At 64.2% G+C, this 24,403-nt stretch carries 20 protein-coding genes; 12 read left to right on the top strand and 8 right to left on the bottom strand.

Going from position 1 to position 24,403, the window contains the following annotated elements:
• Positions 1-4 precede the first annotated feature (4 nt).
• The 4 genes from WDX12_RS25465 (at position 5) to WDX12_RS25450 (ending at position 4,508) form a co-directional block, all read left to right on the top strand.
• The gene (locus tag WDX12_RS25465) at positions 5-1,084 is read left to right on the top strand and encodes a toxic anion resistance protein (protein WP_434722477.1); all 1,080 of its coding nucleotides are present in this window, start codon (positions 5-7) and stop codon (positions 1,082-1,084) included.
• Between the two features lie 120 nt (positions 1,085-1,204).
• Positions 1,205-2,776, top strand: coding sequence for a substrate-binding domain-containing protein (locus WDX12_RS25460; RefSeq protein WP_434722476.1), 1,572 nt, complete (start codon positions 1,205-1,207; stop codon positions 2,774-2,776).
• 8 nt (positions 2,777-2,784) lie between these two features.
• Entirely contained in the window at positions 2,785-3,402 is a 618-nt protein-coding gene (locus tag WDX12_RS25455; protein WP_434722475.1) for a 5-bromo-4-chloroindolyl phosphate hydrolysis family protein, read from the top strand.
• Positions 3,402-4,508, top strand: a complete 1,107-nt coding sequence (locus WDX12_RS25450; RefSeq protein WP_320297306.1) for a hypothetical protein — start codon at positions 3,402-3,404, stop codon at positions 4,506-4,508. The genes WDX12_RS25455 and WDX12_RS25450 overlap by 1 nt, the downstream gene beginning before the upstream one ends.
• A 69-nt stretch (positions 4,509-4,577) precedes the next feature.
• On the opposite strand, the gene sthA is transcribed toward WDX12_RS25450, so the two are convergent.
• Complete coding sequence (gene sthA, locus WDX12_RS25445; protein ID WP_320297307.1) at positions 4,578-5,966, bottom strand: Si-specific NAD(P)(+) transhydrogenase; 1,389 nt, start codon at positions 5,964-5,966, stop codon at positions 4,578-4,580.
• A gap of 193 nt (positions 5,967-6,159) precedes the next feature.
• Here sthA and WDX12_RS25440 point away from each other — a divergent pair, with 193 nt between their 5' ends.
• The 4 genes from WDX12_RS25440 (at position 6,160) to WDX12_RS25425 (ending at position 9,356) form a co-directional block, all read left to right on the top strand.
• Positions 6,160-6,843: a methyltransferase family protein gene (locus tag WDX12_RS25440; protein ID WP_434722474.1), complete on the top strand. Its 684-nt coding sequence runs from the start codon at positions 6,160-6,162 to the stop codon at positions 6,841-6,843.
• Between the two features lie 108 nt (positions 6,844-6,951).
• Positions 6,952-7,422 carry an RDD family protein gene (locus WDX12_RS25435; RefSeq protein ID WP_434722473.1) on the top strand — a complete coding sequence of 157 codons (471 nt, stop codon included), beginning with the start codon at positions 6,952-6,954 and terminating at the stop codon, positions 7,420-7,422.
• A gap of 148 nt (positions 7,423-7,570) precedes the next feature.
• Positions 7,571-8,335: an arginyltransferase gene (locus tag WDX12_RS25430; protein WP_434722472.1), complete on the top strand. Its 765-nt coding sequence runs from the start codon at positions 7,571-7,573 to the stop codon at positions 8,333-8,335.
• 124 nt (positions 8,336-8,459) lie between these two features.
• On the top strand, positions 8,460-9,356 hold the full coding sequence (locus WDX12_RS25425; RefSeq protein WP_320297311.1) for a DMT family transporter: 897 nt from the start codon (positions 8,460-8,462) through the stop codon (positions 9,354-9,356).
• On the opposite strand, the gene WDX12_RS25420 is transcribed toward WDX12_RS25425, so the two are convergent.
• Together WDX12_RS25420 and parC are read right to left on the bottom strand one after the other, a co-directional pair.
• Positions 9,344-10,543, bottom strand: coding sequence for an AI-2E family transporter (locus WDX12_RS25420; protein WP_434722471.1), 1,200 nt, complete (start codon positions 10,541-10,543; stop codon positions 9,344-9,346). The genes WDX12_RS25425 and WDX12_RS25420 overlap by 13 nt on opposite strands.
• A gap of 230 nt (positions 10,544-10,773) precedes the next feature.
• Positions 10,774-13,029 (bottom strand): DNA topoisomerase IV subunit A, encoded by a 2,256-nt coding sequence (gene parC, locus WDX12_RS25415; protein ID WP_434722470.1) that lies wholly within the window; start codon positions 13,027-13,029, stop codon positions 10,774-10,776.
• A gap of 417 nt (positions 13,030-13,446) precedes the next feature.
• Here parC and WDX12_RS25410 point away from each other — a divergent pair, with 417 nt between their 5' ends.
• A complete protein-coding gene (locus WDX12_RS25410) occupies positions 13,447-14,637 on the top strand; it encodes a hypothetical protein (RefSeq protein ID WP_434722469.1) in 1,191 nt (396 codons plus the stop codon).
• A gap of 97 nt (positions 14,638-14,734) precedes the next feature.
• Here the strand turns inward: WDX12_RS25410 and aspS are convergent, their stop codons facing one another.
• Together aspS and WDX12_RS25400 are read right to left on the bottom strand one after the other, a co-directional pair.
• Positions 14,735-16,531 (bottom strand): aspartate--tRNA ligase, encoded by a 1,797-nt coding sequence (aspS, locus tag WDX12_RS25405; RefSeq protein ID WP_434722468.1) that lies wholly within the window; start codon positions 16,529-16,531, stop codon positions 14,735-14,737.
• A gap of 114 nt (positions 16,532-16,645) precedes the next feature.
• Entirely contained in the window at positions 16,646-17,404 is a 759-nt protein-coding gene (locus WDX12_RS25400) for a DeoR/GlpR family DNA-binding transcription regulator (protein ID WP_434722467.1), read from the bottom strand.
• 111 nt (positions 17,405-17,515) lie between these two features.
• On the opposite strand from WDX12_RS25400, the gene WDX12_RS25395 reads away from it, so the two are divergent.
• Both WDX12_RS25395 and rnd read left to right on the top strand, forming a co-directional pair.
• Positions 17,516-18,727, top strand: a complete 1,212-nt coding sequence (locus WDX12_RS25395) for an MFS transporter (RefSeq protein WP_434722466.1) — start codon at positions 17,516-17,518, stop codon at positions 18,725-18,727.
• A 129-nt stretch (positions 18,728-18,856) separates the two neighbouring features.
• Positions 18,857-20,008 (top strand): ribonuclease D, encoded by a 1,152-nt coding sequence (gene rnd / locus WDX12_RS25390; RefSeq protein WP_320297318.1) that lies wholly within the window; start codon positions 18,857-18,859, stop codon positions 20,006-20,008.
• Positions 20,009-20,015: 7 nt separating this feature from the next.
• Here the strand turns inward: rnd and WDX12_RS25385 are convergent, their stop codons facing one another.
• The 3 genes from WDX12_RS25385 to guaB are packed head-to-tail and all read right to left on the bottom strand — an operon-like array spanning position 20,016 to position 22,550.
• Positions 20,016-20,435, bottom strand: coding sequence for an MAPEG family protein (locus WDX12_RS25385; RefSeq protein ID WP_434722465.1), 420 nt, complete (start codon positions 20,433-20,435; stop codon positions 20,016-20,018).
• 20 nt (positions 20,436-20,455) lie between these two features.
• Entirely contained in the window at positions 20,456-21,004 is a 549-nt protein-coding gene (locus tag WDX12_RS25380; RefSeq protein WP_320297320.1) for a hypothetical protein, read from the bottom strand.
• A 43-nt stretch (positions 21,005-21,047) separates the two neighbouring features.
• Positions 21,048-22,550 (bottom strand): IMP dehydrogenase, encoded by a 1,503-nt coding sequence (guaB, locus tag WDX12_RS25375; protein WP_434722464.1) that lies wholly within the window; start codon positions 22,548-22,550, stop codon positions 21,048-21,050.
• Positions 22,551-22,846: 296 nt separating this feature from the next.
• Between guaB and WDX12_RS25370 the strand changes: the two genes are divergently transcribed.
• Positions 22,847-24,268 (top strand): MFS transporter, encoded by a 1,422-nt coding sequence (locus WDX12_RS25370; RefSeq protein ID WP_434722463.1) that lies wholly within the window; start codon positions 22,847-22,849, stop codon positions 24,266-24,268.
• Positions 24,269-24,403 lie beyond the last annotated feature (135 nt).

The raw sequence follows: 24,403 nt of genomic DNA, 5'->3' as shown, positions 1-24,403 counted from the left end.
CTGAATGGCCGACGAGAACAGCATCACTTTGCTCGACGATACTTCGAAATTGCCCGTCATCGCCGCCAGTCCGGGCGAGGTCGCCAGGATTGAAGGCGGCATCGATATTCGCGACCGCGCGGCGATTTCGGTCTTCGGCGACCGCGCCCAGCAAGCGGTCAGCGACTATGCCGACAAGATCCTGTCGCAGATCCGCAACCGCGATCTCGGCGATACCGGCACATTGCTGACCGACATCATCATGAAGGCCAAGAACCTCGATCCGGCTTCGCTGAAGGAAGAAGGGTTCTTGGGCAATTTGTTCTCCTCGTTCAAGGCCAGGCTCGAACGCTTCAAGGAGAAATACGAGGACGTTGCCGGGCAGATCGACCGCATCGGCCTGGAGCTCGACCGCCACAAGGACACGCTGCGCCGCGACATCGCCGTGCTCGACGACCTGCACGAGCAGACCAAGGAGTCTATCCTCAACCTCGACGCCTATGTGCAGGCCGGCAAGAAATTCGTCGACGACTACCGCGCCAACGAACTGCCGAAGCTGAAGGCCGCGGCAGAGGCCAAGGCGAGCGATTCCGCCGGAGCGCTAGAGGCACAGACCTACCAGGACGCCGTGCAGGCGCTCGACCGGCTGGAGAAGCGCATCTTCTACCTAGTGCAGGCGCGCCAGCTCGGCATCCAGCAATTGCCGCAGATCCGCATCGTACAGTCCGGCGACGAGACGCTGATTGAGAACCTGCAGGCGACCTCGGCGCTGACCGTGCCGGCGTGGAAGCAGAAGATGGTCATCCTGCTTGGGCTGACCAACCAGAAATCGGCGCTGGAGCTGCAAAAGACGGTGACCGACGCCACCAACGAGATGATCCGCCAGACATCGAAGATGATGAAGGATCAGGCCATCTCCATCGAGGAGCAGGCGCAGCGCGGCATCGTCGATGTCGAGACGCTGGCGCAGGCCAACCGCGACCTGATCGACACCGTGCAGGGCGTGCTCAAGGTCCAGGAGCAAGGCCGGCAGAAGCGGGCCGATGCCGAAAAGCAGATGGACCAGATGACCGCCGACCTCAAGAAAGCGCTCACTGGAGCATGATGCCGAAAAGTGTGAAGCGGTTTTCGGACGACATCATGCTCCATCTATTTGATTTGGAGCCGGATGATTTCAGGTCCACTCGACCTGAAATCATCCGGCTCAAGGGCTGACGGGGCCTCGATGCGAATGAAGCTTTCGTCCGTTCTTGCGCTGGCGGCCGCGCTGCTGTTGGCAGCCTGCAATTCCAGCAACGTCAAATTCTCGATCGTCTCCGGGTCCGAGAACACGGTGCTGGAACCGATCGTGCAGGAGTTCTGCGCCAAGCAGGGCGCGACCTGCACCATCACCTACCAGGGCTCGCTCGATATCGGTCTCGGGTTGCAGAAGGCCGGCGGACTCGATCAGGACGCGGTGTGGCCGGCGTCGAGCGTCTGGGTCGACCTGTTCGATACCGGCCGCAAGGTGCGCAACCTCACCTCGATCGCGCAAATGCCGGTCATCCTCGGCGTGCGCAAATCCAAGGCCGCCGAACTCGGCTGGGTCGGCAAGGACGTGTACATGAAGGACATCCTTGCCGCGGTGAAGGATGGCAAGCTCAAATTCCTGATGACTTCGGCCACGCAGTCCAATTCCGGCGCCAGCGCCTATCTGGCGATGCTCTCCAGCGCGCTCGGCGGCAAGCAGGTGATCGAACCCGGCGACCTCGACAATGCCTCCGTGCACGACACGGTCGGTGCCCTGTTGCAGGGCGTCGAGCGCTCGTCCGGGTCCTCAGGCTGGCTGGCCGACCTCTATGTCGACAGCGCGCGCAAAGGCACGCTCTATGACGCGATGTGGAATTACGAGGCGACGCTGAAGGAGACCAACGACAAGCTGAAGCAGATGGGCGACGAGCCGCTCTATGCGGTCTATCCGGCCGACGGCGTCGCGGTCGGCGATTCCCCGCTCGGTTTCATCGACCATGGGCGCGGCGCCGATGTCGAAAAATTCTTCACCGACCTGCTCGCCTATCTGCAGTCGGATGCAGTACGCAAGCGCATCGCCGACACCGGCCGGCGACTGCCGCTTGGCGGCGCCGCGGTCCAGGCGACGGCCGAGCCCGACTGGAATTTCGATCCGGGCAAGCTGGTGACGTCGATCCGCATGCCGGAACCCGCGGTGATCCGTACGGCGCTGAACCTCTATCAGGAAGCCCTGCGCAAGCCGTCGCTGACGGCGCTCTGCTTCGACTTCTCCGGTTCGATGGAGAATGAAGGCGAGAAGCAGTTGCAGGAGGCCGCGCAGTTCCTGTTCACGCCGGAAAAGTCGAGCGAAGTGCTTGTGCAGTGGACGCCGTCCGACCACATCTTCGTGCTGCCGTTCGACAGCACGGTGCGCGACATTTTCGACGCGACCGGCGATCCGGCGGGCCAGAACCAGTTGCTTGGCGACGTGGCGCAGCAGCGGGCTGGCGGCGGCACGGACATGTATGCTTGCGCCTCACAGGCGCTGCAGAAGATCCTGGCGACGCCCGACCTTTCTAAATATTTGCCGGCCATCGTCATCATGACGGACGGCCGCACCGACGGCAGCGCCGAACCGTTTTTGGCTGAGTGGCGGCAGGCGCCGTTACGGATCCCGGTGTTCGGCATCACCTTCGGCGATGCCGACAAGAGCCAGCTCGACAGTCTCGCCAAGGAGACCTCGGCGCGAGTCTTCGACGGGGGCGGCGACCTTGCCGGTGCCTTCCGCGCCGCGCGCGGCTACAATTAAGGCCAACCATGCGCGGCTTGTTCGGCAATGACTGGAACTGGATCGTGGCGGGGCTGGTATCGGCCGCGCTGCTGATCGGTCTCGGCACGCTCACCCGCTTCCCCTTCCTGGTCTCGGCGGTGATTTCGGTGCTGGTGTTTTTCGGACTGGTCTTCGTGCTGGCGCCGCGGCAGCTGTTCGAAGGGCTCGATCTGCGCTCCATCGGCGGCGGCCAGGTGGCGTTCGCGCGTGAGTTGCTGGCGCAGGCGCAGCCGGCGGCCGACCGGTTGGCGGCGGCGGCCGGCTCGATCGCCGACAAGGACATGAAAGCCAAGGTGAAGGACCTGTCCGACATCGCCGCCGACGTCATCTCCAAGGTCGAGGCGAAGCCGGCAAGCGCTGCTTCCGTGCGGCGCTTCCTTACCTATTACGTGCCGCAGGCGGCGGAGATCGCGGAAGGCTATGCCACGCTCGCCGATCGTCGCGCGCCAAGCCAGCAGCGGCTTGCCTCGATCGGCTCGGTGATCACCAAGCTGCAGGACGCTTTCGTGCATTACGCCGACAGCCAGGCGGACTCCGAGCTTGGCACGCTCGACGTTGACCTGCGACTCATCCAGGAGTCGCTGAAAGAGGATATCGGTCGCTGATGGCCCTTTCTCGCCGCGCTTTCGGACTTGGACTGCTTGCCGCCGCCGCGGCCGGAACGGGCGGCTATCTGACGCTGAAGGACCGGCCTGAATTCCGCGGCTATCTCGGCAACCGGGCGCATCTGTTCGGCTTCATCGGCGGCGAGAAGCAGGCGTTCCTCGCCGACCCCGATGTGGTGAGCGCGCTGGGCGGCTACGGGCTGGAGCTCGACGCCCGCGTCGCAGGCTCGGTCGAGATGGTGCGCGAGCCGGCTCTCCTGACACAGAAGCCGCAGTTCCTTTGGCCGTCCTCCTCGATCATGGTCGACCTTGCGCGCAAGAGCGGCGTTTCCATCCGCAACGACCAGGTCGTGCTCAATTCGCCGATCGTCGTCTACACCTGGGGCCCGGTGGTCGAGGGGCTGAAGAAGAGCGGCCTGGTCACGGTCGCCGCCAAGGGCGGCTACAACCAGCTCGACCTGAAGGCGCTGCTCGATGCCATCCTTGCCGGCAAGAACTGGTCGGATCTCGGCATTTCCGAACTCTATGGCCGCGCCCGCATCGTCTCCACCGATCCCAACCGCTCCAATTCCGGCTTCATGTTCGCGGGCCTGGTGCTCAGCCTGATGAGCGGCGACGTGGCGACGCAGGAGTTGCTGGTGCAGCATGGCGAGCAGGCGAAGTCGATCTTCCGCAGCATGGGCCTCAAATCGTCGTCATCCGGCAAGCTGTTCGACCAATACATCGCCGGAGGCCTGGGCGCCGAACCGATGGCAGTGGGTTACGAAAACCAGCTCGTGGAATGGGCGCTCGCCGATCCGGCGCGCTGGCAGCGCGTGCAGGCCGGCGCCGGCGCCAAGCCGGAAATCCTCTACCCGCGTCCCACCGTCTATTCGGCGCATCCGCTGATCGTCATCGATCCGGCGGTCGACCAGTTGCTCGAGGCGCTGACCAGCCCGAAACTGCAGCAACTCGCCTGGTCAAAACATGGATTCCGCGGGCCGCTCGGCACCGTGGCGGGCGACGCCGACGCCGTTGCCGGCGTGCGGCCGGCAGAGATCGAGGCGGTACTGCCGATGCCGTCGGCCGACGTCATGCTGTCGCTGCTGTCGCAGTTGGAAGTCTAGTCGACCTAGAGTATTTACTTTTGCGCAATTCCGGACGGAAAACCGCTACGCACTTTTCCTGGAATTGCTCTAGCCCCGTCCCATCCGGTTCCAGGCGTCCAAACCCGCAATCTTGTAGGCTTCCGCCAGCGTCGGGTAGTTGAAAGTGTTGTTTACGAAGAAGTCGACCGTGCCGCCGAGGTTGATCACCGCCTGGCCGATATGGATGAGTTCGGTGGCGCCCTCGCCGACGATATGGGCGCCGAGCAGGCGGCGCGTCTCGACAGAGAACAGAAGCTTCAGGAAGCCGCTTGAGACGCCCATGATGTGGCCGCGCGAGGTTTCGCGGAACCGTGCCAGGCCGACCTCATAGGCGGCACCGCTGTCGCGCACCTGCTCTTCCGACAGGCCGACCGTCGAGATCTCCGGCACGGCGTAGATGCCGTAGGGAAAGCTCTCCGGCGGCGGCGGCAGGTGGACGCCGAAGGCGTGACAGGCCGCCACCCGGCCCTGCTCCATCGAGGTCGAGGCGAGACTCGGGAAGCCGATGACGTCGCCGGAAGCATAGATGTTCGGCACGCTGGTCTGGAAGGTGTCCGGATCGACCTTGATGCGGCCCCGGGCGTCGGCCTCGATCCCGACGGTGTCGAGGCCGAGGCTGGCGACGTTGCCGGTGCGGCCGGCGGCGTAGAGCACCATCTCAGAGCGGATGGTGCGGCCGTCGGCCAGCGTCACTTCGGCATGGTCGGGCTTCGAGGCGATCTCCTTCACCGCACTGCCAAGGCGGATGGTCATGCCGCGGTCGCGCATCTGGTGGATGAAGTCGTCGACGATCTCGCGGTCGATGAAGTCGAGGATGGTGTTGCGCGGCTCGACCAACGTCACCGGCACGTCGAGCGCGGAAAAGATGGTGGCGTATTCGACGCCGATGACGCCGGCGCCGATCACCGTCAGCGTGCGCGGCAGATGGTGGAGTTCCAGCATCTCGTCGCTATCGAAGACGCGCTGTTTGTCGAAGGGCACGTCGGCCGGACGGTGCGGCCTGGTGCCGACGGCGATAAGCGCGTTGGCGAAGCCAACCTCGCTGTAGTCGCCATTGTCGGCGGTCAGGCTGACCTTGTTCGGCGTGAGGAATTTCACCGCGGCGCGCGCGCTTCTCACCGTGTTGCGCATGAACTGGTGCTGCAGCACCTCCACCTCATGGTCGAGCGTCTTGTGCAGCCGGTCGACCAGATCGCTGATCGAAATGTCCTGCTTGACCCGGTAGCCGCGTCCGTAGAAGCCGCGTTCGCGCCAGCCCGAGAGGTTGAGCACCGTCTCGCGCAGCGTCTTCGACGGGATGGTGCCGGTGTGCACCGAGACGCCGCCCAGGCGCCGGCCCCTGTCGACCACCAGCACCGACCTGCCGAGCTTGGCCGATTGCACCGCGGCCCGGCGCCCCGAAGGGCCGCTGCCGATGACCAGCATGTCGTAGTCCATGTCCCTGTCCCCTTTGTGCGCCGCAGCAAGCTAGACCGGGAAGAATGTCATGTTCAACTGCCAACACATCATCCGGTATTCGTGCGTAACGACGCAAATCCTCCAGATGCAACCAAAAGCGTGCGAAACCTTAACCGGACGGCAAGGCTTGCGTGCAATGGTCCCTCGCGAGGGGACCACCGGGGTAACAGAGTTGGCGATTTCCAAGAGCGATGCGCTGCCTGGCGCGGAGAACGGTTTTTGGTCCGGCCTGCAGAGCAGCGCGGTTCTCACCGACCTGCGCGAGGGGCTGTTTCGTTTCATCGCGCTCGCGGTAGCAGCAGTCTTCATCTATCGCGGCGTGAACAACCTCGTCATCGACAGCGGCCGGCTCAACGTCCTGATGCTGCTGATTTCCGAGACGCTCACCTTTGTCTGGCTGCTCTTGGCGCGCCGGCCGCTTGTGCGCGACTGGAGCCCGCTCACCGTCTTCATCTCGCTGACCGCGGGCTTTGGCTCCGGTCTGGTTTCGCTGGAGCAAGGCATCGCGATCGTCCCGCTTTACATTGCGGCGCCGCTGCAGTTCCTGGCGCTGTGGGTGGTTATCTGGGGCAAGATGTCGCTCGGCCGTTCTTTCGCCATCCTGCCTGCCAATCGCGGCGTCGTCACCAGCGGCGCCTACCGGTTCGTGCGGCACCCGATCTATGCCGGCTACCTGGCCGGGCACATCCTGTTCCTGCTTTCGAGCTTCTCCATCTACAATTTCGCGGTCTACGCGATCATCACCCTGTTCCAGATCCATCGCATCCTGCGCGAGGAGCGTATCCTGGCGATGACCGATGAGTATCGCGACTATCTCTCGCGGGTCCGCTACAGGCTCTGCCCCGGCATCTTCTGACATCGCGTCGGTCCACCGGCGTGCATGTTCCTTGAATTCCGGTCCGCCCTCACCATTTGACAGGGGCGACAGGCATCCTCAAGCGGATGCCGCGATCGAGGAACGGACATGAACGCACGCGTGTTGGACGGCGAGATCATCACCACCAGGTTCGAGGACACCCGCGCCTATCGCGGCGTGCTCACGAGGCGCATCTTCGCCTTCCTGCTCGATTATTTCTTCGTCGCGCTGCTCACCATTCCCTTCGCCATCCTGGTCGCCGTCCTCGGGCTTTTGACCTTCGGCCTCGGCTGGGCGCTGTTTTCGGTGCTGGTGCCGATGGTAGCCATTCTCTACATCTGGAACACGCTTGGAAGCCGCGACCAGGCGACGACCGGCATGAAGATCATGGGCATCCGCCTGGAGAAGCTCGACGGCAGCCGCATCGACGGCATGACGGCCGTCGTTCACTCGGTGCTGTTCTGGGCCGGCAATGTCATCCTGACGCCGCTGGTGCTTCTGGTCACGCTGTTCTCCGACCGCAAGCGCACGCTGCACGATCTGCTGCTCGGCACGGTGGTCACCCGCACCGATATCTGACGGTGTCCACGGCCGCGTCGATCAAACCGCCGCACCGCCTGCGCATAAATATGAACAGGTCGAGCCCGTCGCGTCAGCACAATCCTGTTGAATTTTTCGCCGACCGGGCCAAAGGTAGAGCGATTCGCAGGAGCGTTTCCAAGATTAGATGACGCAGCATCCGACCCAGTCGCCGCAGTTCTTCCTGACCGCGCCGTCACCGTGCCCCTATCTGGAGGGACAGTTCGAGCGCAAGGTGTTCACGCACCTTGTCGGCGACAAGGCGCCGGAGATGAACGACCTGCTCACGCAAGGCGGCTTCCGGCGCTCGCAGAACATCGCCTACCGCCCGGCCTGCGAATCGTGCCGCGCCTGTGTCTCGGTGCGCATCCTGGCGCAGGAATTCGACCCCAGCCGCAACATGCGCCGCGTCATCCAGCACAATGCCGACCTCGTCGGGGCCATGCATGACGCGCAGCCCTCGACCGAGCAATATTCGCTCTTCCGCAGCTATCTCGACGCCCGCCATCGCCGCGGCGGCATGTCCGACATGACCGTGCTCGACTATGCGATGATGGTGGAAGACACGCATGTCGACACCAAGATCATCGAATACCGGCGCCGTGGCCCCGACACGTTCATCACCGGCAAGGGCCATGGCGAGCTGATCGCCGTCGCGCTCACCGACAAGATGGCCGACGGCCTGTCGATGGTCTATTCCTACTTCAATCCCGACTTCGAGGACCGCTCGCTCGGCACTTTCATGATCCTCGACCACATCGCCCGCGCCAAGGCGATGGGCCTGCCCCACGTCTATCTCGGCTACTGGGTCAACGGCTCGCGCAAGATGAATTATAAGATGCGCTTCATGCCGCAGGAGCATCTCGGCCCGAAAGGCTGGGAACGCTTCGACCACGAAGCGGTCAGTCGCTAAAACAGTTTTCCCGAACCCGCCCTTATACTGTTTCAAGGGAGAAGACGCCGGTCTTGCGCGCCCTCGCGCGAGACGTGCGCAATCGCGCCGGCCCTTGCTCTCGCTTTGTTTCGAGAACGATCACATGTCTTCCCACACCGATCATCAGAAAGGCCTTCTCGTCACCGCCATCGGCGGGCTGGTGCTGAGCATCGATATTCCGCTGATCCGGCTCGCGAATGGCGAGGCCTGGACCATCCTTTTGCTGCGCACCAGCTGCACCTTGGCGGCGGCGCTGATCATGTGGGCCGTCTGGCGCTCGTACAGCAAGAATGCGCCGCAGCTCATACCGGGCTGGTCGGGACTGATCGTGGCCGTGATCTACGGGCTCGGCGCGGTCGCCTTCATGACAGCCGTCTACCATACATCGACGGCCGATCTCGTCTTCATCCTGGCCTTCAACACCGTCTTCGCGGCGCTGCTGTCCTGGCTGTTCCTGAAAGAGCGGCCGCGGCCGCTGACCCTCGCCGCGATGGCGCTGATGATCGTCGGCGTCGCCATCATCGTTGGCGATTCCGTCGGCACCGGATATCTGTTCGGTGACCTGATGGCTTTGTGCTCCGCCTTCCTGATTGCCTGCGCCATCACCATCTCGCGCGCCAGCGGCAAGGACATGGGCTTCACCGCGCTGATTGGCGTCATCCTGCCTTTCGGGGTGGCGGCGTTCATGGTTTCCAGGACCGGCTTCCAGGTAGCGGCGCCGTGGTGGATCATGCTGAATGGCGGCGTCGTCATGCCGATCGCATTCTTCTGCCTCGCCAACGGACCGAAATACATCTCGGGCGCGGAAGTGGCGATGTTCTATCTCCTGGAAACGATCCTGGCGCCAGTCTGGGTGTGGATGATCTTCGCCGAGACACCGTCCCGCAACAGCCTGATCGGCGGCGGCATCATGATCGTAACGCTGGTCGCGCATTCGCTGTGGCAATTGCATGAGGGCCGCAAGCGCCGCGCGGACCTCGCGGTGCATCATCCGGCCTGAATCTTCCTCGGCTCCGCGGCCGCCTCGATCCGGGGCGGCGCGCCAGCCTCGTCGGCGACTGGCGGGATCTCGTCCATCAACTCAACCTCGCGCAGCCATTCGCGCCAGATGGCGACGAGCAGCGCCATCAATACCGGGCCGATGAACAGGCCGAGGAAGCCCATCGTCTTGACGCCGCCGATCAAGCCGAAAAAGGTCGGCAGGAACGGCAGCTTGATCGGGCCGCCGACGAGCTTGGGCCGCAAGGTCTTGTCGACGATGAAGAGCTCGACCGCGCCCCAGATGAACAGCGCCGCGCCAGCAAAAAGCTGGCCGCTGGCGGCAAGGTAGATCGACACCAGGGTGAAGGAGAGCGGCGCGCCGCCCGGTATCAGCGCCATGATGCCGGTGAGCGCGCCGAGCGTGACCGGCGACGGCACGCCGGCGAGCCAATAGGCTATGCCCAGCACCAGGCCCTCGCCGATGGCGATGATGGTCATGCCCGTCACGGTCGAGGAGATGGTTGCCGGCACGACGCGCGAGATACGCTCCCAGCGCGTCGGCAGAATGCGTTCGCCGAGGCGATCGACCTGGGCCGCGAAAGATTCGCCGTCGCGATAGGCGAAGAACAGCGCGATCATCATGAACAGAAGTGTCAGCAACAGGCCGAAGGCGCTGCCGCCGGCGGCCAGGGCACCGCGATAGATGGTGCCGATATTGGAGCCGCTGATCAGCTGGATCAATTCGCCGATGCCGCCGGGATGGCCGAGATAGGCCGTCCACTGCTCGTTCAGCCACTCGCCGACCACCGGCATGGTGGCGATCCATTGCGGCGTTACCGCGCCGTGCCGATTGGTCTCGATCGCCCAGGTAACCCACTCGCGCAGCTCGTTGATGGCATAGGTGCCGGCAAGCGCGATCGGCACCACCAGGAAGGTGAGGATGAAGAGGATCGCAAGCGTCGCGCCGACGGTGCGGTTGCCGCCGACGACGACGAGCAGCCGGCGGTAGAGCGGCCAGCTGGCGAAGGCGATGACGAGGGCCGCCAGCACCGGGAACAGGAAGCCGTGGAAGAAATAGACGCCGGCGGCGACGATCAGGACCAGGAGCCAGCGCGCCGCCGACAGCGGCGGGATGACGGCCGCCCGCAGCGGCGTCGACAGGCCGAACAGGCGCTGCCCCGGCTTCTGGATCTCAGCCCGCTTCAACCCGGCGTTTCTCCCCTGCCCGAAGGTTCAATGGATGCTTATGCACCATCATAGTGCAGCAATCGTGACGATAGTCCAAATGATTGGCTGGGCGCTCTTCGGCGCGTAGCGCCGAGACGGATGAGGGGCGCTCCAGCGGAGTGAGACGTCGGCGTTCCCTGGAACACTTCTCATCCAGCCTAGCTTCGCTCGTCCACCTTCTTCCACAAGGGAAGAAGGAAAAGGCCGTGCTACCCGAACTTACCCGTCCGCGGGAAACCCTTCGGCACCATGCGGCCGGCGGCGGCGCGCGCTCCGATCCATTCGGCCAGTTCCTCGCGCGACTTGACGAAAGTGCGATCCGCCGAATCCTGCCAGGAGAGCCCGGTCTCGAGCGTGAACGTCTTGAGGTCCAGCACGCCGCCGTCCTTGTACTTCTGCAGGCGCACGCCCTTGCCGCGCGCCATTTCCGGAATTTCGGCCAGCGGGAAGACCAGCATCTTGCGGTTCTCGCCAACGATGGCGAGATGGTCGCCCGAAACCGGGATGCAGCGCTTGGCCTCGTCCGGCGCCTTGACGTTCATCACCTGCTTGCCCTTGCGGGTGTTGGCGACGACCTCTTCCTCCGAAACGACGAAACCATTGGCATCGTAGGAGACGAGCAGCAGCTTGCGCTTGGGATCATGGACAAAGGCGGTGACGATGTCCTGGTCGTTCTCCATGTCGACGATGATGCGAATCGGCTCGCCATGGCCGCGCCCGCCCGGCAGCCGGTCGGCGCCGATGGTGTAGAACTTGCCGCCCGTGGTGAAGACCAGGATCTTGTCCGTGGTCTGGGCGTGGAAGGCAAGCTTCAGGCCGTCGCCTTCCTTGAAAGTGAGCTGTGAATGGTCGGTCAGGTGACCCTTCATGGCGCGCAGCCAGCCCTTTTCCGACACCACCACGGTGACCGGCTCGCGCTCGATCATGGCATGCGCGATGTCGGTCAGGTCATGCTCGGGCGCGTCGGCGAACTGGGTGCGGCGCTTGCCGAGCTCGGTCTCCGGACCGAACGTGTCGCGGACCTTGCCGACCTCCCACTTGATCGTCGACCATTGCTTGGCGTCGGACGCCAGCAGGGCCTCGATCTGCTTCTTCTCGGCAGTGAGGCCGTCGAACTCCTTGCGGATCTCGATCTCCTCGAGCTTGCGCAAAGCGCGCAGGCGCATGTTGAGGATGGCTTCGGCCTGGTTGTCGGTGAGCGACCAGCGGGCCATCATCACCTGCTTGGGCTCATCCTCCTCGCGGATGATCCTGATGACCTCGTCGATGTTGAGATAGGCGATCAGGTAGCCGGCAAGGATTTCCAGCCGCTTCTCGATCTCGCCCAGCCGATATTTCGAGCGGCGGATCAGAACCTCGCGGCGGTGGTCGAGCCACTCCTTCAGCACGCCCTTCAGCGACAGGACGTTCGGCACCTTGCCGCGCGACAGCACGTTCATGTTGAGCGGAAAACGGCTTTCGAGCTCGGTGAGCTTGAACAGCGATTCCATCAGGATGCCGGGATCGACGGTGCGGCTCTTCGGCACCAGCACGACGCGGATGTCCTCGGCGCTCTCGTCACGGATGTCTTCGAGCAGCGGCAGCTTGCGCGCCATCAACAGCTCGGCGATCTTCTCGATCAGCCTCGCCTTCTGCACGCCGTAAGGGATTTCGGTGACGACGATGCTCCAGGTGCCCCTGCCCTGGTCCTCCTGGCCCCATTTCGAGCGCACGCGGAAACCGCCCCGGCCCGTCTCATAGGCTTCGAGGATCGAGGCTCGGCTGTCGACGATGATGCCGCCGGTCGGGAAATCCGGTCCCTGGACGAAATCCATCAGCTTCGCCACCGGCGCTTCCGGATGCTCGATCAGATGAAGCGCAGCATCGCAAAGCTCGGCCGCGTTGTGCGGCGGGATCGAGGTCGCCATGCCTACGGCAATGCCGGAGGAACCGTTGGCGAGCAGGTTCGGGAAGGCGCCCGGCAGGACGGACGGCTCCTCGTCCTCTTCGTTGTAGGTCGGCCGGAAATCGACCGCGTCCTCGGTGATGCCGGCAAGCAGCTCGCTCGCCACCTCGGTCATGCGCGCTTCGGTGTAGCGCATGGCGGCGGCGTTATCGCCGTCGATGTTGCCGAAATTGCCCTGCCCGTCGACCAGCGGGTAGCGCATCGAGAAGTCCTGCGCGAGACGCACCAGGGCGTCGTAGATCGACTGGTCGCCATGCGGATGGAACTTGCCCATCACGTCGCCGACGATGCGGGCGCATTTGGCAAAACCCTGATCGGGGTTGAGCCTGAGCAGCCGCATGGCATGCATGATGCGGCGATGGACCGGCTTCAGCCCGTCGCGCACATCCGGCAGGGCCCGGTGCATGATGGTCGACAGCGCGTAAGCGAGGTAGCGCCGCTCGAGCGCTTCCTTCAGATCGACCGGTTCGATTTTGTCGCCGCCGCCATTGTCATCAGGCGGCAAAAGCCTCTTTCCCATGGATTTGGACTAGCCGAGCAGGCGATTCGCGGCAAGCGCCGCGTGAACATCGGCGCATTCGTCGCGGCCGTGGACATGCAGCGGCGGGTGTGAAGGATTTCACGGAAGCGGCAAGGCGGCGGCGGCAATTTGCCACCGATCTGCAACAGGCTTAGTCGGCAACATGACGCCGGCCAACATCAATCCGTTACATGCGGCCGCTATCTGGCAATGCGACGCGCTGGCGGAGGGAAGCCGCGGCCTTCATGATAAATTCACCGCATCGGGCAATGGCTGCCGACCGGCGTTTGCCTTTCGTCGCCATTTTCGACAAATGTGCGGGGAAATGCCTTTTTCCCGTCCCGTTCGTCACGGAATGGTGATGGAGCAGCTTTCAAAACAATCTCATCATAGCCAAATCAGGACAGGGAACTCGCCATGACAATCCAACGCTCAACGCTCAAGAAACTGGCCTTTTCGACCTTTCTGCTGACGCTGCCGCTCAACACGGCCTTCGCCGCCGATCCGGCGGTGGCCGAGCGCATCAAGGCAGCTCTCGGCGCCCAGGGCGTCGACATTTCGTGGACCGGTGTCTCCGGCGACGATTCGAATGCCGTGCTGCAGGGTGTTTCGATCAAGCCTGCGGCCGAGAAGGAAGCGCTGACGATCGGCGACGTGAAGCTGGAAGGGGTCACCGAAGCCGATGGCGGCTACGAGATCGCCACCGTCTCGACCTCGGCTTTCGAGCACAGCAAGGACGGCGTGACGCTCAACCTCAGCCCCGTGGTCATCCACGACATGAAGGTCCCGGCCGAAGGCAGCACCGATCCGCTCGGCTCGCTGATGATGTACAAGTCGGCGGAGCTCTCCAACATGACGGTCAAGGTCGGTGACAAGACGGCGTTCGCGATGGACGGGCTTGCCGTCCAGATCACCCCGCCAGCCGACGGCAAGGCGATGGACTTCACCGCCAATACCGAAAAATTCACCGCCGATCTGTCGCTGGTCGACGACCCGAAGTCGAAGGAAGCCATCGAGGCGCTCGGCTACCAGAACATCTCGGGCAACATCGACATGGCCGGCACCTGGCAGCCGAGCGACGGCAAGATGGAGCTGTCGAAATATGACATCTCGGTCGAGAATGCCGGCACGCTCGGCATGACCTTCAACCTCGGCGGCTATACGCTGGACTTCATCAAGTCGATGCAGGCCATGCAGAAGCAGCTCGCCGCCCAGCCGGAAGGCGCCGACAAATCCGCGCAAGGCATGGCCATGCTCGGCCTGATGCAGCAGCTTTCCTTCAACGGCGCCTCGGTGCGCTTCGAGGACGATTCGCTCACCGGCAAGGTGCTCGACTATGTCGGCAAGCAGCAGGGCATGTCGGCCAAGGACGTCGCCAACCAGGCCAAGGCGATCGTGCCGTTCGGCATGGCGCAGCTCAACAATCCCGAGCTGACGGCGGAAGTCTCGTCGGCGGTCAACACCTTCCTCGACGATCCGAAGAGCCTGGAAATCTCGGCCGAGCCGCCGTCGTCGGTGCCGTTCGCGCTGATCATGGCCGGCGCCATGTCCAACCCGCTCGACCTGCCGAAGACGCTGGGCGTCAAGGTCAAGGCGAACCAGGACTGATCGAGCGACACGCTTCAAGCAAAAAGCCCGGCAGCGATGCCGGGCTTTTCTATGGATGCTGTTTCTGCGAGCAGAAAGAAAGGCTTGGCTCTGAGTCCTAGCCTTCCTTCTTGGCCACCGCGACGCGCAACGACAGCTCCCGCAGCTGCTGCGGGGTGGCTTCGGACGGCGCGTTCATCAACAAGTCATAGGCCTGCTGGTTCATCGGGAACATGGTGATCTCGCGCAGGTTCTTTGCCCCGACGAGCAGCATGACGATGCGGTCGACGCCCGCCGCCATGCCGCCATGCGGCGGCGCGCCATACTGGAAGGCGCGGTAGAGGCCGCCGAAGCGCTCCTCCACCGTCGCGCGGTCCAGGCCGACCATCTCGAAAGCCTTGACCATGGTTTCCGGCAGATGGTTGCGGATGCCGCCCGACGCGATCTCGAAGCCGTTGCAGACCATGTCGTACTGGAAGGCCTTGATGCCGAGCGGCTCCTCGCCGTTGAGCGCGTCTATGCCGCCCTGCGGCATGGAGAACGGATTGTGGGCGAAGTCGATCTTCTTCTCGTCCTCGTTCCATTCGAAGAACGGGAAGTCGACGATCCAGCAAAGCTCGAACCGCTCGCGGTCGACGAGGTTCAGCTCCTCGCCGGCGCGGGTACGCGCCGCACCCGCGAAGGTGACAAACTTCTTCGGGTCACCGGCGACGAAGAAGGCGGCGTCGCCGTCGGCAAGGCCGAGCTGCTGGCGGATCGCCTCGGTGCGCTCCTCGCCGATGTTCTTGGCGATCGGGCCGGCGCCTTCGAGTTTTTCGCCTTCCTTGCGCCAGAAAATGTAGCCGAGGCCCGGCTGGCCTTCGCCCTGCGCCCAGGAATTCATGCGGTCGCAGAAGGCGCGGCTGCCGCCGGTCTTGGCCGGGATGGCCCAGACTTCGGCCTTTGCATCGTTGGCCAGGATGTTGGCGAACACCTTGAAGCCGGAATCGCGGAAATGATCCGAGACCGCCTGCATCTCGATCGGGTTGCGCAGGTCCGGCTTGTCGGAGCCATAGGTGCGCATCGCTTCGTCATAGGGGATGCGGCGGAATTTCTGCGTCACCGGCTTGCCGGCAGCAAAGGTCTCGAAGACGCCGCGAAGCACCGGCTCCATGGTGGAGAGCACGTCGTCCTGCTCGACGAAGCTCATCTCGAGGTCGAGCTGGTAGAATTCGCCGGGCAGGCGGTCGGCGCGCGGATCCTCGTCGCGGAAGCAGGGCGCGATCTGGAAATAGCGGTCGAAGCCGGAGACCATGATCAACTGCTTGTATTGCTGCGGCGCCTGCGGCAGCGCGTAGAAGGTGCCGGGATGGATACGCGACGGCACCAGAAAGTCGCGCGCGCCTTCCGGCGACGACGCGGTCAAGATCGGCGTCGAGAATTCGGTGAAGCCGACTTCGCCCATGCGCTTGCGCATCTCGGCGATGATCTTGGTGCGCGCCACGATGTTCTTGTGCAGCGTCTCGCGGCGCAGATCGAGGAAACGGTATTTCAGGCGGATGTCTTCTGGGTAGTCCGGCTCGCCGAACACCGGCAGCGGCAGCTCCTTGGCGGCCGACAGCACTTCGATCTCGCGTGCGAAAATCTCGATCTCGCCGGTCGGCAGGTTAGCGTTGGTCGTCTCGGGCAGGCGCGCCTTGACCTCGCCGTCGACGCGGACCACCCATTCGCCGCGCAGGGTTTCGGCCACCTTGAAGGCGGGCGAATCCGGATCGGCGACGATCTGAGTCAGGCCATAGTGGTCGCGCAGGTCGATGAAGAGCAGGCCGCCGTGGTCGCGCACGCGATGCACCCAGCCCGACAGGCGAACGGAATTGCCGACGTCGCTCTTTCTCAACTGGGCACAGGTATGGCTGCGGTAACGATGCGTGGTCATGGGTAAAGTCCGGAAATTGCGGGCATCGGCCCGGCTCGAAAATTGGCGCGAAAAGCGCATGAGAGGCCGGCTTTGTCAAGGCAACCGGTCACACAGGCGCGCCAGCGCGGCCGTTCAGGCAAAGTGGACCTGTGCGCCCCGGCTTTGGAAATCGGCGAGCGTGGCAGAGGGCGCGGTCTTTTCCACCACCAGATGGCGGATCGCATCCGCTCCCGCCACGCGATAGGGCGCGGCGGTGGCGAGCTTGTCGTTGGTAACGGCAATGACGATGCCGGCGCTGTTCTTCGCCATGGCGCGCTTCACCTCGGCTTCGGCCGAATCGAAGGCGGTGACGCCGCGCGCGACATCCAGCCCGCAGGAGCCCAGAAAGAACAGATCGGCACCGAGCTGCGCCACGGCGGCGAGCGTGTCGGCGCCGACGCAGGTGCCGAGATCGGGCACATAGCGGCCGCCGAGCACGATCAGCTCGACCAGGGGAAGGTCCGTCAGAGCCGAGGCCACACCCAGCGAATTGGTGGCGACGGTGAGTTCCATGTCGCGCGGGATCGCCCTGGCGATCGCCTCGTTGGTCGTGCCGCCGTCGATGAACAGCGACTGCCCCGCGCTCAGCAGCCCAACCGCCGCCCTGGCGAGCCGCGTTTTCTCCTCGACCGCATGACGGCTGCGCTGGCCGAGCGTCGCGGCGGCAAAGGGCGCCGACGCGACCGCGCCGCCATAGACGCGGCGCAACTGCCCGGCCTTCGCCAATTCCCGGAGATCGCGGCGCACCGTGTCTTCCGACACGCCGAAACGGCTGGCGAGTTCACCGGCCAGCACCTTTCCGTCGGCCGCAAGCTGGTCGCGAATGAGTTGGTGGCGTTCCTCGGTGAGCATGCACGATCCTATTTATTTGTGCACATTGTTGCATGTTTTGCTTGTTCATGCAAGAAGCAGAGTCGCTGGTGGCCCGACGAGGCCCGCCAGAATCTCCTTGTTGGATTGCCCATGATGACCCTTGGCCCGAAACTCGCCCCCCAGCACCGCGTCTATGCCGGCTTCGCGATCTATTCCTTTGCCATGGGCAACATCTTTCCGCGCCTGCCCGACATCAAGCGAGCCATGGGGATCGAGGACGGCACGCTCGGTCTGGCCCTGATCGGCACGCCCATCGCTACCTTGATCGCGCTGACGCTGGCGACGCCGATCCTGGAGCGCGTCGGCTTTCGCCGCGCGCTGTTGTGGCTGGTGCCGCTGCTCGCGCTCGCCTATGCCATCGCGGTGCACGCACCGGGCCCGGCCGCTCTGTTCCTGATGCTGCTCCCGGTCGGATTGATGATCGGCAGCATCGAGATCATCTTGAATGTCGAGGCCGACAGGACCGAGTTCCTGCTCCAACGCCGCATCATGAACCGGGCACATTCATTCTGGAGCATCGGCTTCTTCGGCGCCGGCCTGTTCGGCAGCGCCGTGGCTCATCTCGGCCCGTCACCGCAAGTGCATCTGGCGCTGGTCGTGCCGATTGTGGCGGTTGCGATGGCGTTGTTCCTCGGCAATTTCGAACCGGCGCCCGCCCGCTTCGCCGCGACCGGCGACAAGCCGCCGATGTATGCCCGGCCGACTCTGCCGATCCTCATCCTCGTCGCGGTGACACTATCGGCCATGCTGATGGAAGGGGCCAGCATGGACTGGTCGGCGATCTATATGCGCGCAGTGTTCGACTCAGGGCCCTTCGTTGCCGGCTTCACCGTGGCGCTGTTCGCCTTCTCGCAGGCGACGACACGCTTCTTCGCCGACAGCTTTGTAGATCGCCACTCACCGAGCGGCGTGGCGCGCGTGCTGCTGGCGACAATGCTGGTCGGCGTGTTCATCGTCTTCTTCTCGCCCCTGCCCTTCGTCTCGATGCTGGGCTTCGCGCTTCTGGGCATCGGCAGCAGCGCCATCTTTCCGCTGGCGATCTCGGCGGCGGCGCAGCGCACCGACCGTCCCGCGGCGATCAATGTCGCCGCCTTGTCGCAGATCTCCTTCGTCGCCTTTCTGCTTGGTCCGCCGCTGCTCGGCTTCGTATCGGATCACTGGGGCATCCGCTCGGCCTTCGGCATCGGCCTCCCCTTCATCCTGCTCAGCCTGGCCGCCGCCGGCGCGCTTGGCCGACGGTCCGCGGCCGAAGTCGCGGATATCGCACGGCAAAGAGTGGAAGCGCCGGTCGCAGAGGCCTGAAACACTGCGCCCAGCCGTCGGATATCGAGATCGCGCGAAACTAGCGGTGCGTGACGACGTCGCGGCGCTTGACGAAAGCGCGCGCGGCTGAAATTGAAAGAGGCCTAATATTGTGCCAAAAGCGATTTGATGCACGTCATTACCACACAAGAAGAACTCGAGAGCGTTGTCGCGGCGTTCGAAAAGTCGGAATTCGTTACCGTCGATACCGAATTCATCCGCGAGACGACCTTTTGGCCGATCCTCTGCCTGATCCAGATTGCCGCGCCTGGGATTGAGGCGCTTATCGATCCATTGTCGCCCGGCATCGACCTGAAACCGTTCTTCCGGCTCATGGCCAACGAGGCGGTGCTGAAGGTCTTTCACGCGGCGCGGCAGGACATCGAAATCATCGTCCATCTCGGCGATCTGGTGCCGCATCCGGTGTTCGACACCCAGGTGGCGGCTATGGTCTGCGGCTTCGGCGACAGCGTTTCCTATGACCAGCTCGTCCAGAAGGTCACCGGAGCCCGGCTGGACAAGTCCTCGCGCTTTACCGACTGGCGGCACCGGCCGCTCTCCGACAAGCAGCTCGAATACGCGCTTGCCGACGTCACCCACCTGATCGAGGTCTACCAGCATCTCAGCGCCGAGCTGAAGCGCGAGGATCGCGCCCATTGGCTGAACGAGGAGATGGATGTGCTGACCTCGCGCGAGACCTACGATCCGCATCCCGAAGATGCCTGGAAGCGGCTGAAGATGAGGCTGCGCAAGCCGCAGGAGCTGGCGATCGTGCAGGCGGTGGCCGCCTGGCGCGAACGCGAGGCGCGCGAGCGCGACGTGCCGCGCGGCCGCGTGCTCAAGGATGATGCCATCTACGAGATCGCGCAGCAGGCGCCGCGCGACGCGGCGGCGCTCGGCAAGCTGCGCACAACGCCGAAAGGCTGGGAGCGCTCCGCGACGGCAATCGCGCTGCTTGGCGCGGTCAACGCGGCGCTGGCGCTGCCCAAGGACTCGATGCCGAAACTGCCGAAAAGCGTGCAGCCGCCGGAAGGATCGAGCGCGGCGGCGGAACTACTCAAGGTGCTGCTCAGGATCGTCGCGGAGAAGGAAGGCGTCGCCACCAAGGTGCTTGCCTCCAGCGACGATATCGACCGCATAGCGGCCGAGGGCGACGAGGCCGACGTGGCGGCGCTGCAGGGCTGGCGGCGCGCCGTTTTCGGCGAGCAGGCGCTAAGGCTGGTTCGCGGCGAGATCGGCATCAAATTCGACAGGCGCAGGATCGCGGTGTTCGATCTTTAGCGCCTCTTCACACCGCCCCAACCAGGTGCAGCGCAAACCAGATCCAGGCAACGAAAAGTATGCCCGCGCCGAGGAAGAAGGCGCGGCTGCGGTGCAGCACATAGTTTCTGTCGAGATGCACCCAGGCGTGGATATAGCGCGTGGCTATGAACAGCCACATCAATGCCAGAGTCAGGTAGTTCACGCCATTGGTGACGAACAGCGCCAGGCAGAGCGCGTAGAAGAGAACCGGCAGCTCGAACTGGTTGATCAGATTGTTGGCGACGGTGACGCTGGACGCCGGCTCGGTCGAGCGGACCTTGTACTGGCTGACCTTCGCCTCGCCCGATTTCACGGCGAGATAGCGCCGCTTCAGCATCACCAGATAGACGATGTAGACCAGGAGCACATGCGCCAGCATTGGCCAGAAGATGGCGGTCTGGTGCATATGTGCGCCCTCTCCTCCCGTCAGCGCCGCCGTTGCCCGGCCAGCGCGAAGAATGCGACGACGAAGACTGGGATCGCCAGCAACGCGAATTTGGTGACGGTCAGCGAAGAGGCGAAGGCCAGCGAATCGGGATTGGCCAACTGGAAATCGGAAAGCAGCCGCGCCAAGGCAAAATTCTGGGCGTAGTCGGCGACCGTGTAGGGCAACACCAGGACGAGCGAGAACAAGGCCTGCAGTTGCGCCGGCATGGCTCGGAAGGTGCTGAGCCGCCTGCCGAAGGCAAGGATGAGGCTGACCAGCGTCAGCGACAGCAGGGCCGGGAACAAAAGGTCGAAGGTCAAATAGTGCCAGACGATGATGATCTCGCCGCCGCGACGGCCGAGTGCTGTGAGCCACGCCATGCCTTCGTCGGGCGTGAAGCCGGCGACGCGCATGTCGAGCGAAGCCAGGCCACCGCTCAGACGCTGGAAATAGAGAAACTCCAGCGCCGTCATGGCAAGGAAAAGCGCAATCGAGGCGATGGAAAGGGCCGCCGCGTGTCGCGACAGCCGCAGAACCGCCACGCTCAAGCCACGCCACAGGCCCTGGCGGTCGGCCTGATCGGCCTCCCGATCAAATTCCGCCCGGGTAATTTGGGCTTTCGCGGGTGATCGTGACGTCATGGGCGTGGCTTTCACGAAGTCCGGCATTGGATATGCGCACAAAAGTGGCGCGCTCGCGGAAGTCTGCAAGGTCACGTCCACCCACATAACCCATAGCGGCTTTCAGGCCGCCTGCAAGCTGGTGCAGCACGCCAGCCACAGGTCCTTTGTAGGGAACCTGCCCTTCAATGCCCTCCGGAACCAGTTTGAGGGTGTCGCGGACCTCGGCCTGAAAGTAGCGATCGGCCGAGCCGCGCGCCATGGCGCCGACAGAGCCCATGCCGCGATACGCCTTGAAGGAGCGGCCCTGGTGCAAATAGACCTCGCCCGGGCTCTCCTCCGTGCCGGCCAGCAGCGAGCCGATCATGGCGGCACCAGCGCCAGCGGCGAGCGCCTTGGCGAGGTCGCCGGAATATTTGATGCCGCCATCGGCGATCACCGTCGCACCCGACTTCTGCGCCATCTCCACCGCCGACATGATCGCCGAGAGCTGCGGCACGCCGACGCCGGCGACGATGCGCGTGGTGCAGATCGAGCCTGGGCCGATGCCGACCTTGACGGCGTCTGCGCCGGCATCGATCAGCGCCTTCGTGCCTTCCGCGGTGGCGACGTTGCCGGCCAAGATGCGCACTGAATTGGAGAGTTTCTTCGCCCGCGTCACGGCATCCAGGACACGCTGCGAATGGCCATGCGCGGTGTCGATGACGAGCAGGTCGACGCCGGCGTCGATCAGGCGCTCGGCACGCTCGAAGCCGTCATCGCCGACGCTGGTGGCGGCGGCGGCGCGCAGGCGTCCGTGGGCGTCCTTGGTGGCATGCGGGTTGAGCTGCGACTTCTCGATGTCCTTGACGGTGATCAGGCCAACGCAATTGCCCTTCCGGTCGACCACCACCAGTTTCTCGATGCGGTGCTTGTGAAGCAGGCGCTTGGCCTCGTCCTGGTCGACGTTCTCCTTGACGGTGATCAGGTTCTCACGCGTCATCAGTTCGTAGACCTTCTGCGCCGGATCGGAGGCAAAGCGCACGTCGCGGTTGGTGAGGATGCCGACGAGCCGGCCGACCGTATGACCGCCGGTGCCGCCATTCTCGACCACGGGAATGCCGGAGATGCCGTTTGTGCGCATCAGCGCCAGCGCGTCGGCGAGCGTGGCGTCCGGGCCGATGGTGACCGGGTTCACCACCATGCCGGATTCGAACTTCTTCACTTGCCGGACCTGCTCGGCCTGCTCGGCCGGCGTGAGGTTGCGGTGGATGACGCCGATGCCGCCGGCCTGCGCCATGGCGATCGCCAGCCGCGCCTCGGTGACGGTGTCCATGGCCGCCGACAGGATCGGCACGTTGAGATCGATGTCACCGGCGATGCGGGTGCGGATGTCGGTTTCGCCCGGCATGACTTCGGAATGGCCGGGCTGCAGAAGCACGTCGTCGAAGGTCAGCGCCAATGCGCCGGTGGACGTTTCGATGATTTTTGCCATGGCCAGTCCTTTTGAATGCGGAAAAGGCGCCGGGCCGATTGGCCAGCGCCGACTCTCATCTTCCCTTTCAGGATTGGCGCTGGCTGGTAACACGTCCTGTCGCGGTTGAAAAGCCGATCGTTGCGCCAATCGCAAAGTGTTGCGCCTAGCTATTTTCTAGCCACCAGTGGTTGCGGTCGCACAAAAGTGACAGCAATTTAATGCGACATCCCGGCCGAGGCGTGATAACCGCCCGGTCGCACCGGTTCGCCCCCAAGCCGGGCCTAGAATCGTGAAGACAAATCAGGGCGTTTCCCTTGAACCGCATCATCCCGCTCATCCTGGCGGTCGCACTTTTCATGGAGAACATGGATTCGACCGTGATCGCGACGTCGCTGCCGGCGATCGCCGTCGACATCCACACCAGCCCGATCGCGTTGAAGCTGGCGCTGACGGCTTATCTGGTGTCGCTGGCGATCTTCATTCCAATCAGCGGCTGGATGGCGGACCGGTTCGGTGCCAAGAACGTCTTTCGCGCCGCGATCGGCGTCTTCATCGCCGGCTCGGTCGCCTGCGCGTTTGCCAATTCGCTGCCGGCCTTCGTGGTGTCGCGCTTCCTGCAAGGCATGGGCGGCGCGATGATGACGCCGGTCGGCCGCCTGGTGCTGGTGCGCGCCACGCCGAAGAACGAGCTCGTCGCGGCAATGTCCTGGCTGACCGTGCCGGCGCTGGTCGGCCCGCTGGTCGGTCCGCCGATCGGCGGTTTCATCACCACCTATTTCACCTGGCACTGGATCTTTCTCATCAACGTGCCGATCGGCCTGGTCGGCATGTGGCTCGCCACCCGCTATCTGCCGGAGACGGAGCCTGCCCAGACGCCGCCGCTCGATTTCCCCGGCTTCGTGCTTTCGGGGCTTGCGGCATCGGGCGTCGTCTTCGGCCTTTCCGTGGTCAGCCTGCCCGCCCTGCCGCCGATGGCAGGCTTCATCACGGTGGCGGTCGGGGTGATCTCCGGCGTGCTTTATCTCCTCCATGCCCGCCGTGCAAAGAACCCGCTGCTGGCCCTGGAGCTGTTCCGCAACCAGGTTTTCCGATCCTCCGTGCTCGGCGGCTCGCTGTTTCGCATCGGCATCGGCGCGGTGCCGTTCCTTTTGCCGCTGATGTTCCAGATCGGCTTCGGGCTGACGCCCTTCCAGTCCGGCATGATCACCTTCGTTTCGGCGATCGGCGCCATCGGCATGAAGTTCGTCACCGCGCTGCTGTTCCGGCTCGCCGGCTTCCGCCGCGTGCTGATCTGGGGCTCGCTTGTCGCGGCCGCCTCGATCGCCATCTACGGCCTGTTCACGCCGCAGACGCCCTATGCGCTGATGCTGGCGATACTCCTGGTCGGCGGCTTCATCCGCTCGATGTTCTTCACCGGCGTCAATGCGCTCTCCTATGCCGAGATCACGCCCGCCGACACCAGCAAGGCGACGCCGATCACCGCGGTCTTCCAGCAATTGTCGATCGCGCTCGGCGTGGCGCTGGCCGGCGGCATCCTCGAAGTGTCGACGTCCATCCATGGCGGACCGCTGACGCTCAGCGATTTCCACATCGCCTTCTTCATCGTGGCGGCCGTCTCGGCGGCGGCGGCGATCACCTTCATGCGGCTGGCGCCGGACGCCGGCAATGCCGTTTCCGGGCATGGACGGCTGACAACGCCGAAGACGCTGGAAACGGCGGGAACCGCGGGGAAGTAGCCCCTTGCCTTCTCCCCTTGTGGGAGAAGGTGGATCGGCGCGCAGCGCCGAGACGGATGAGGGGTGTTCCAGCGGAGTGAGACGTTGGTATTCCCTGGAACACCCCTCATCCGGCCGCTTCGCGGCCACCTTCTC

Origin of the sequence: Mesorhizobium sp. RIZ17 (genome assembly GCF_051127865.1) — a bacterium.
Classification (GTDB): Bacteria; Pseudomonadota; Alphaproteobacteria; order Rhizobiales; family Rhizobiaceae; genus Mesorhizobium; species Mesorhizobium humile.
The sequence above is the reverse complement of the archived record's forward strand: the minus strand, read 5'-3'. Positions and strand labels throughout refer to the sequence as shown.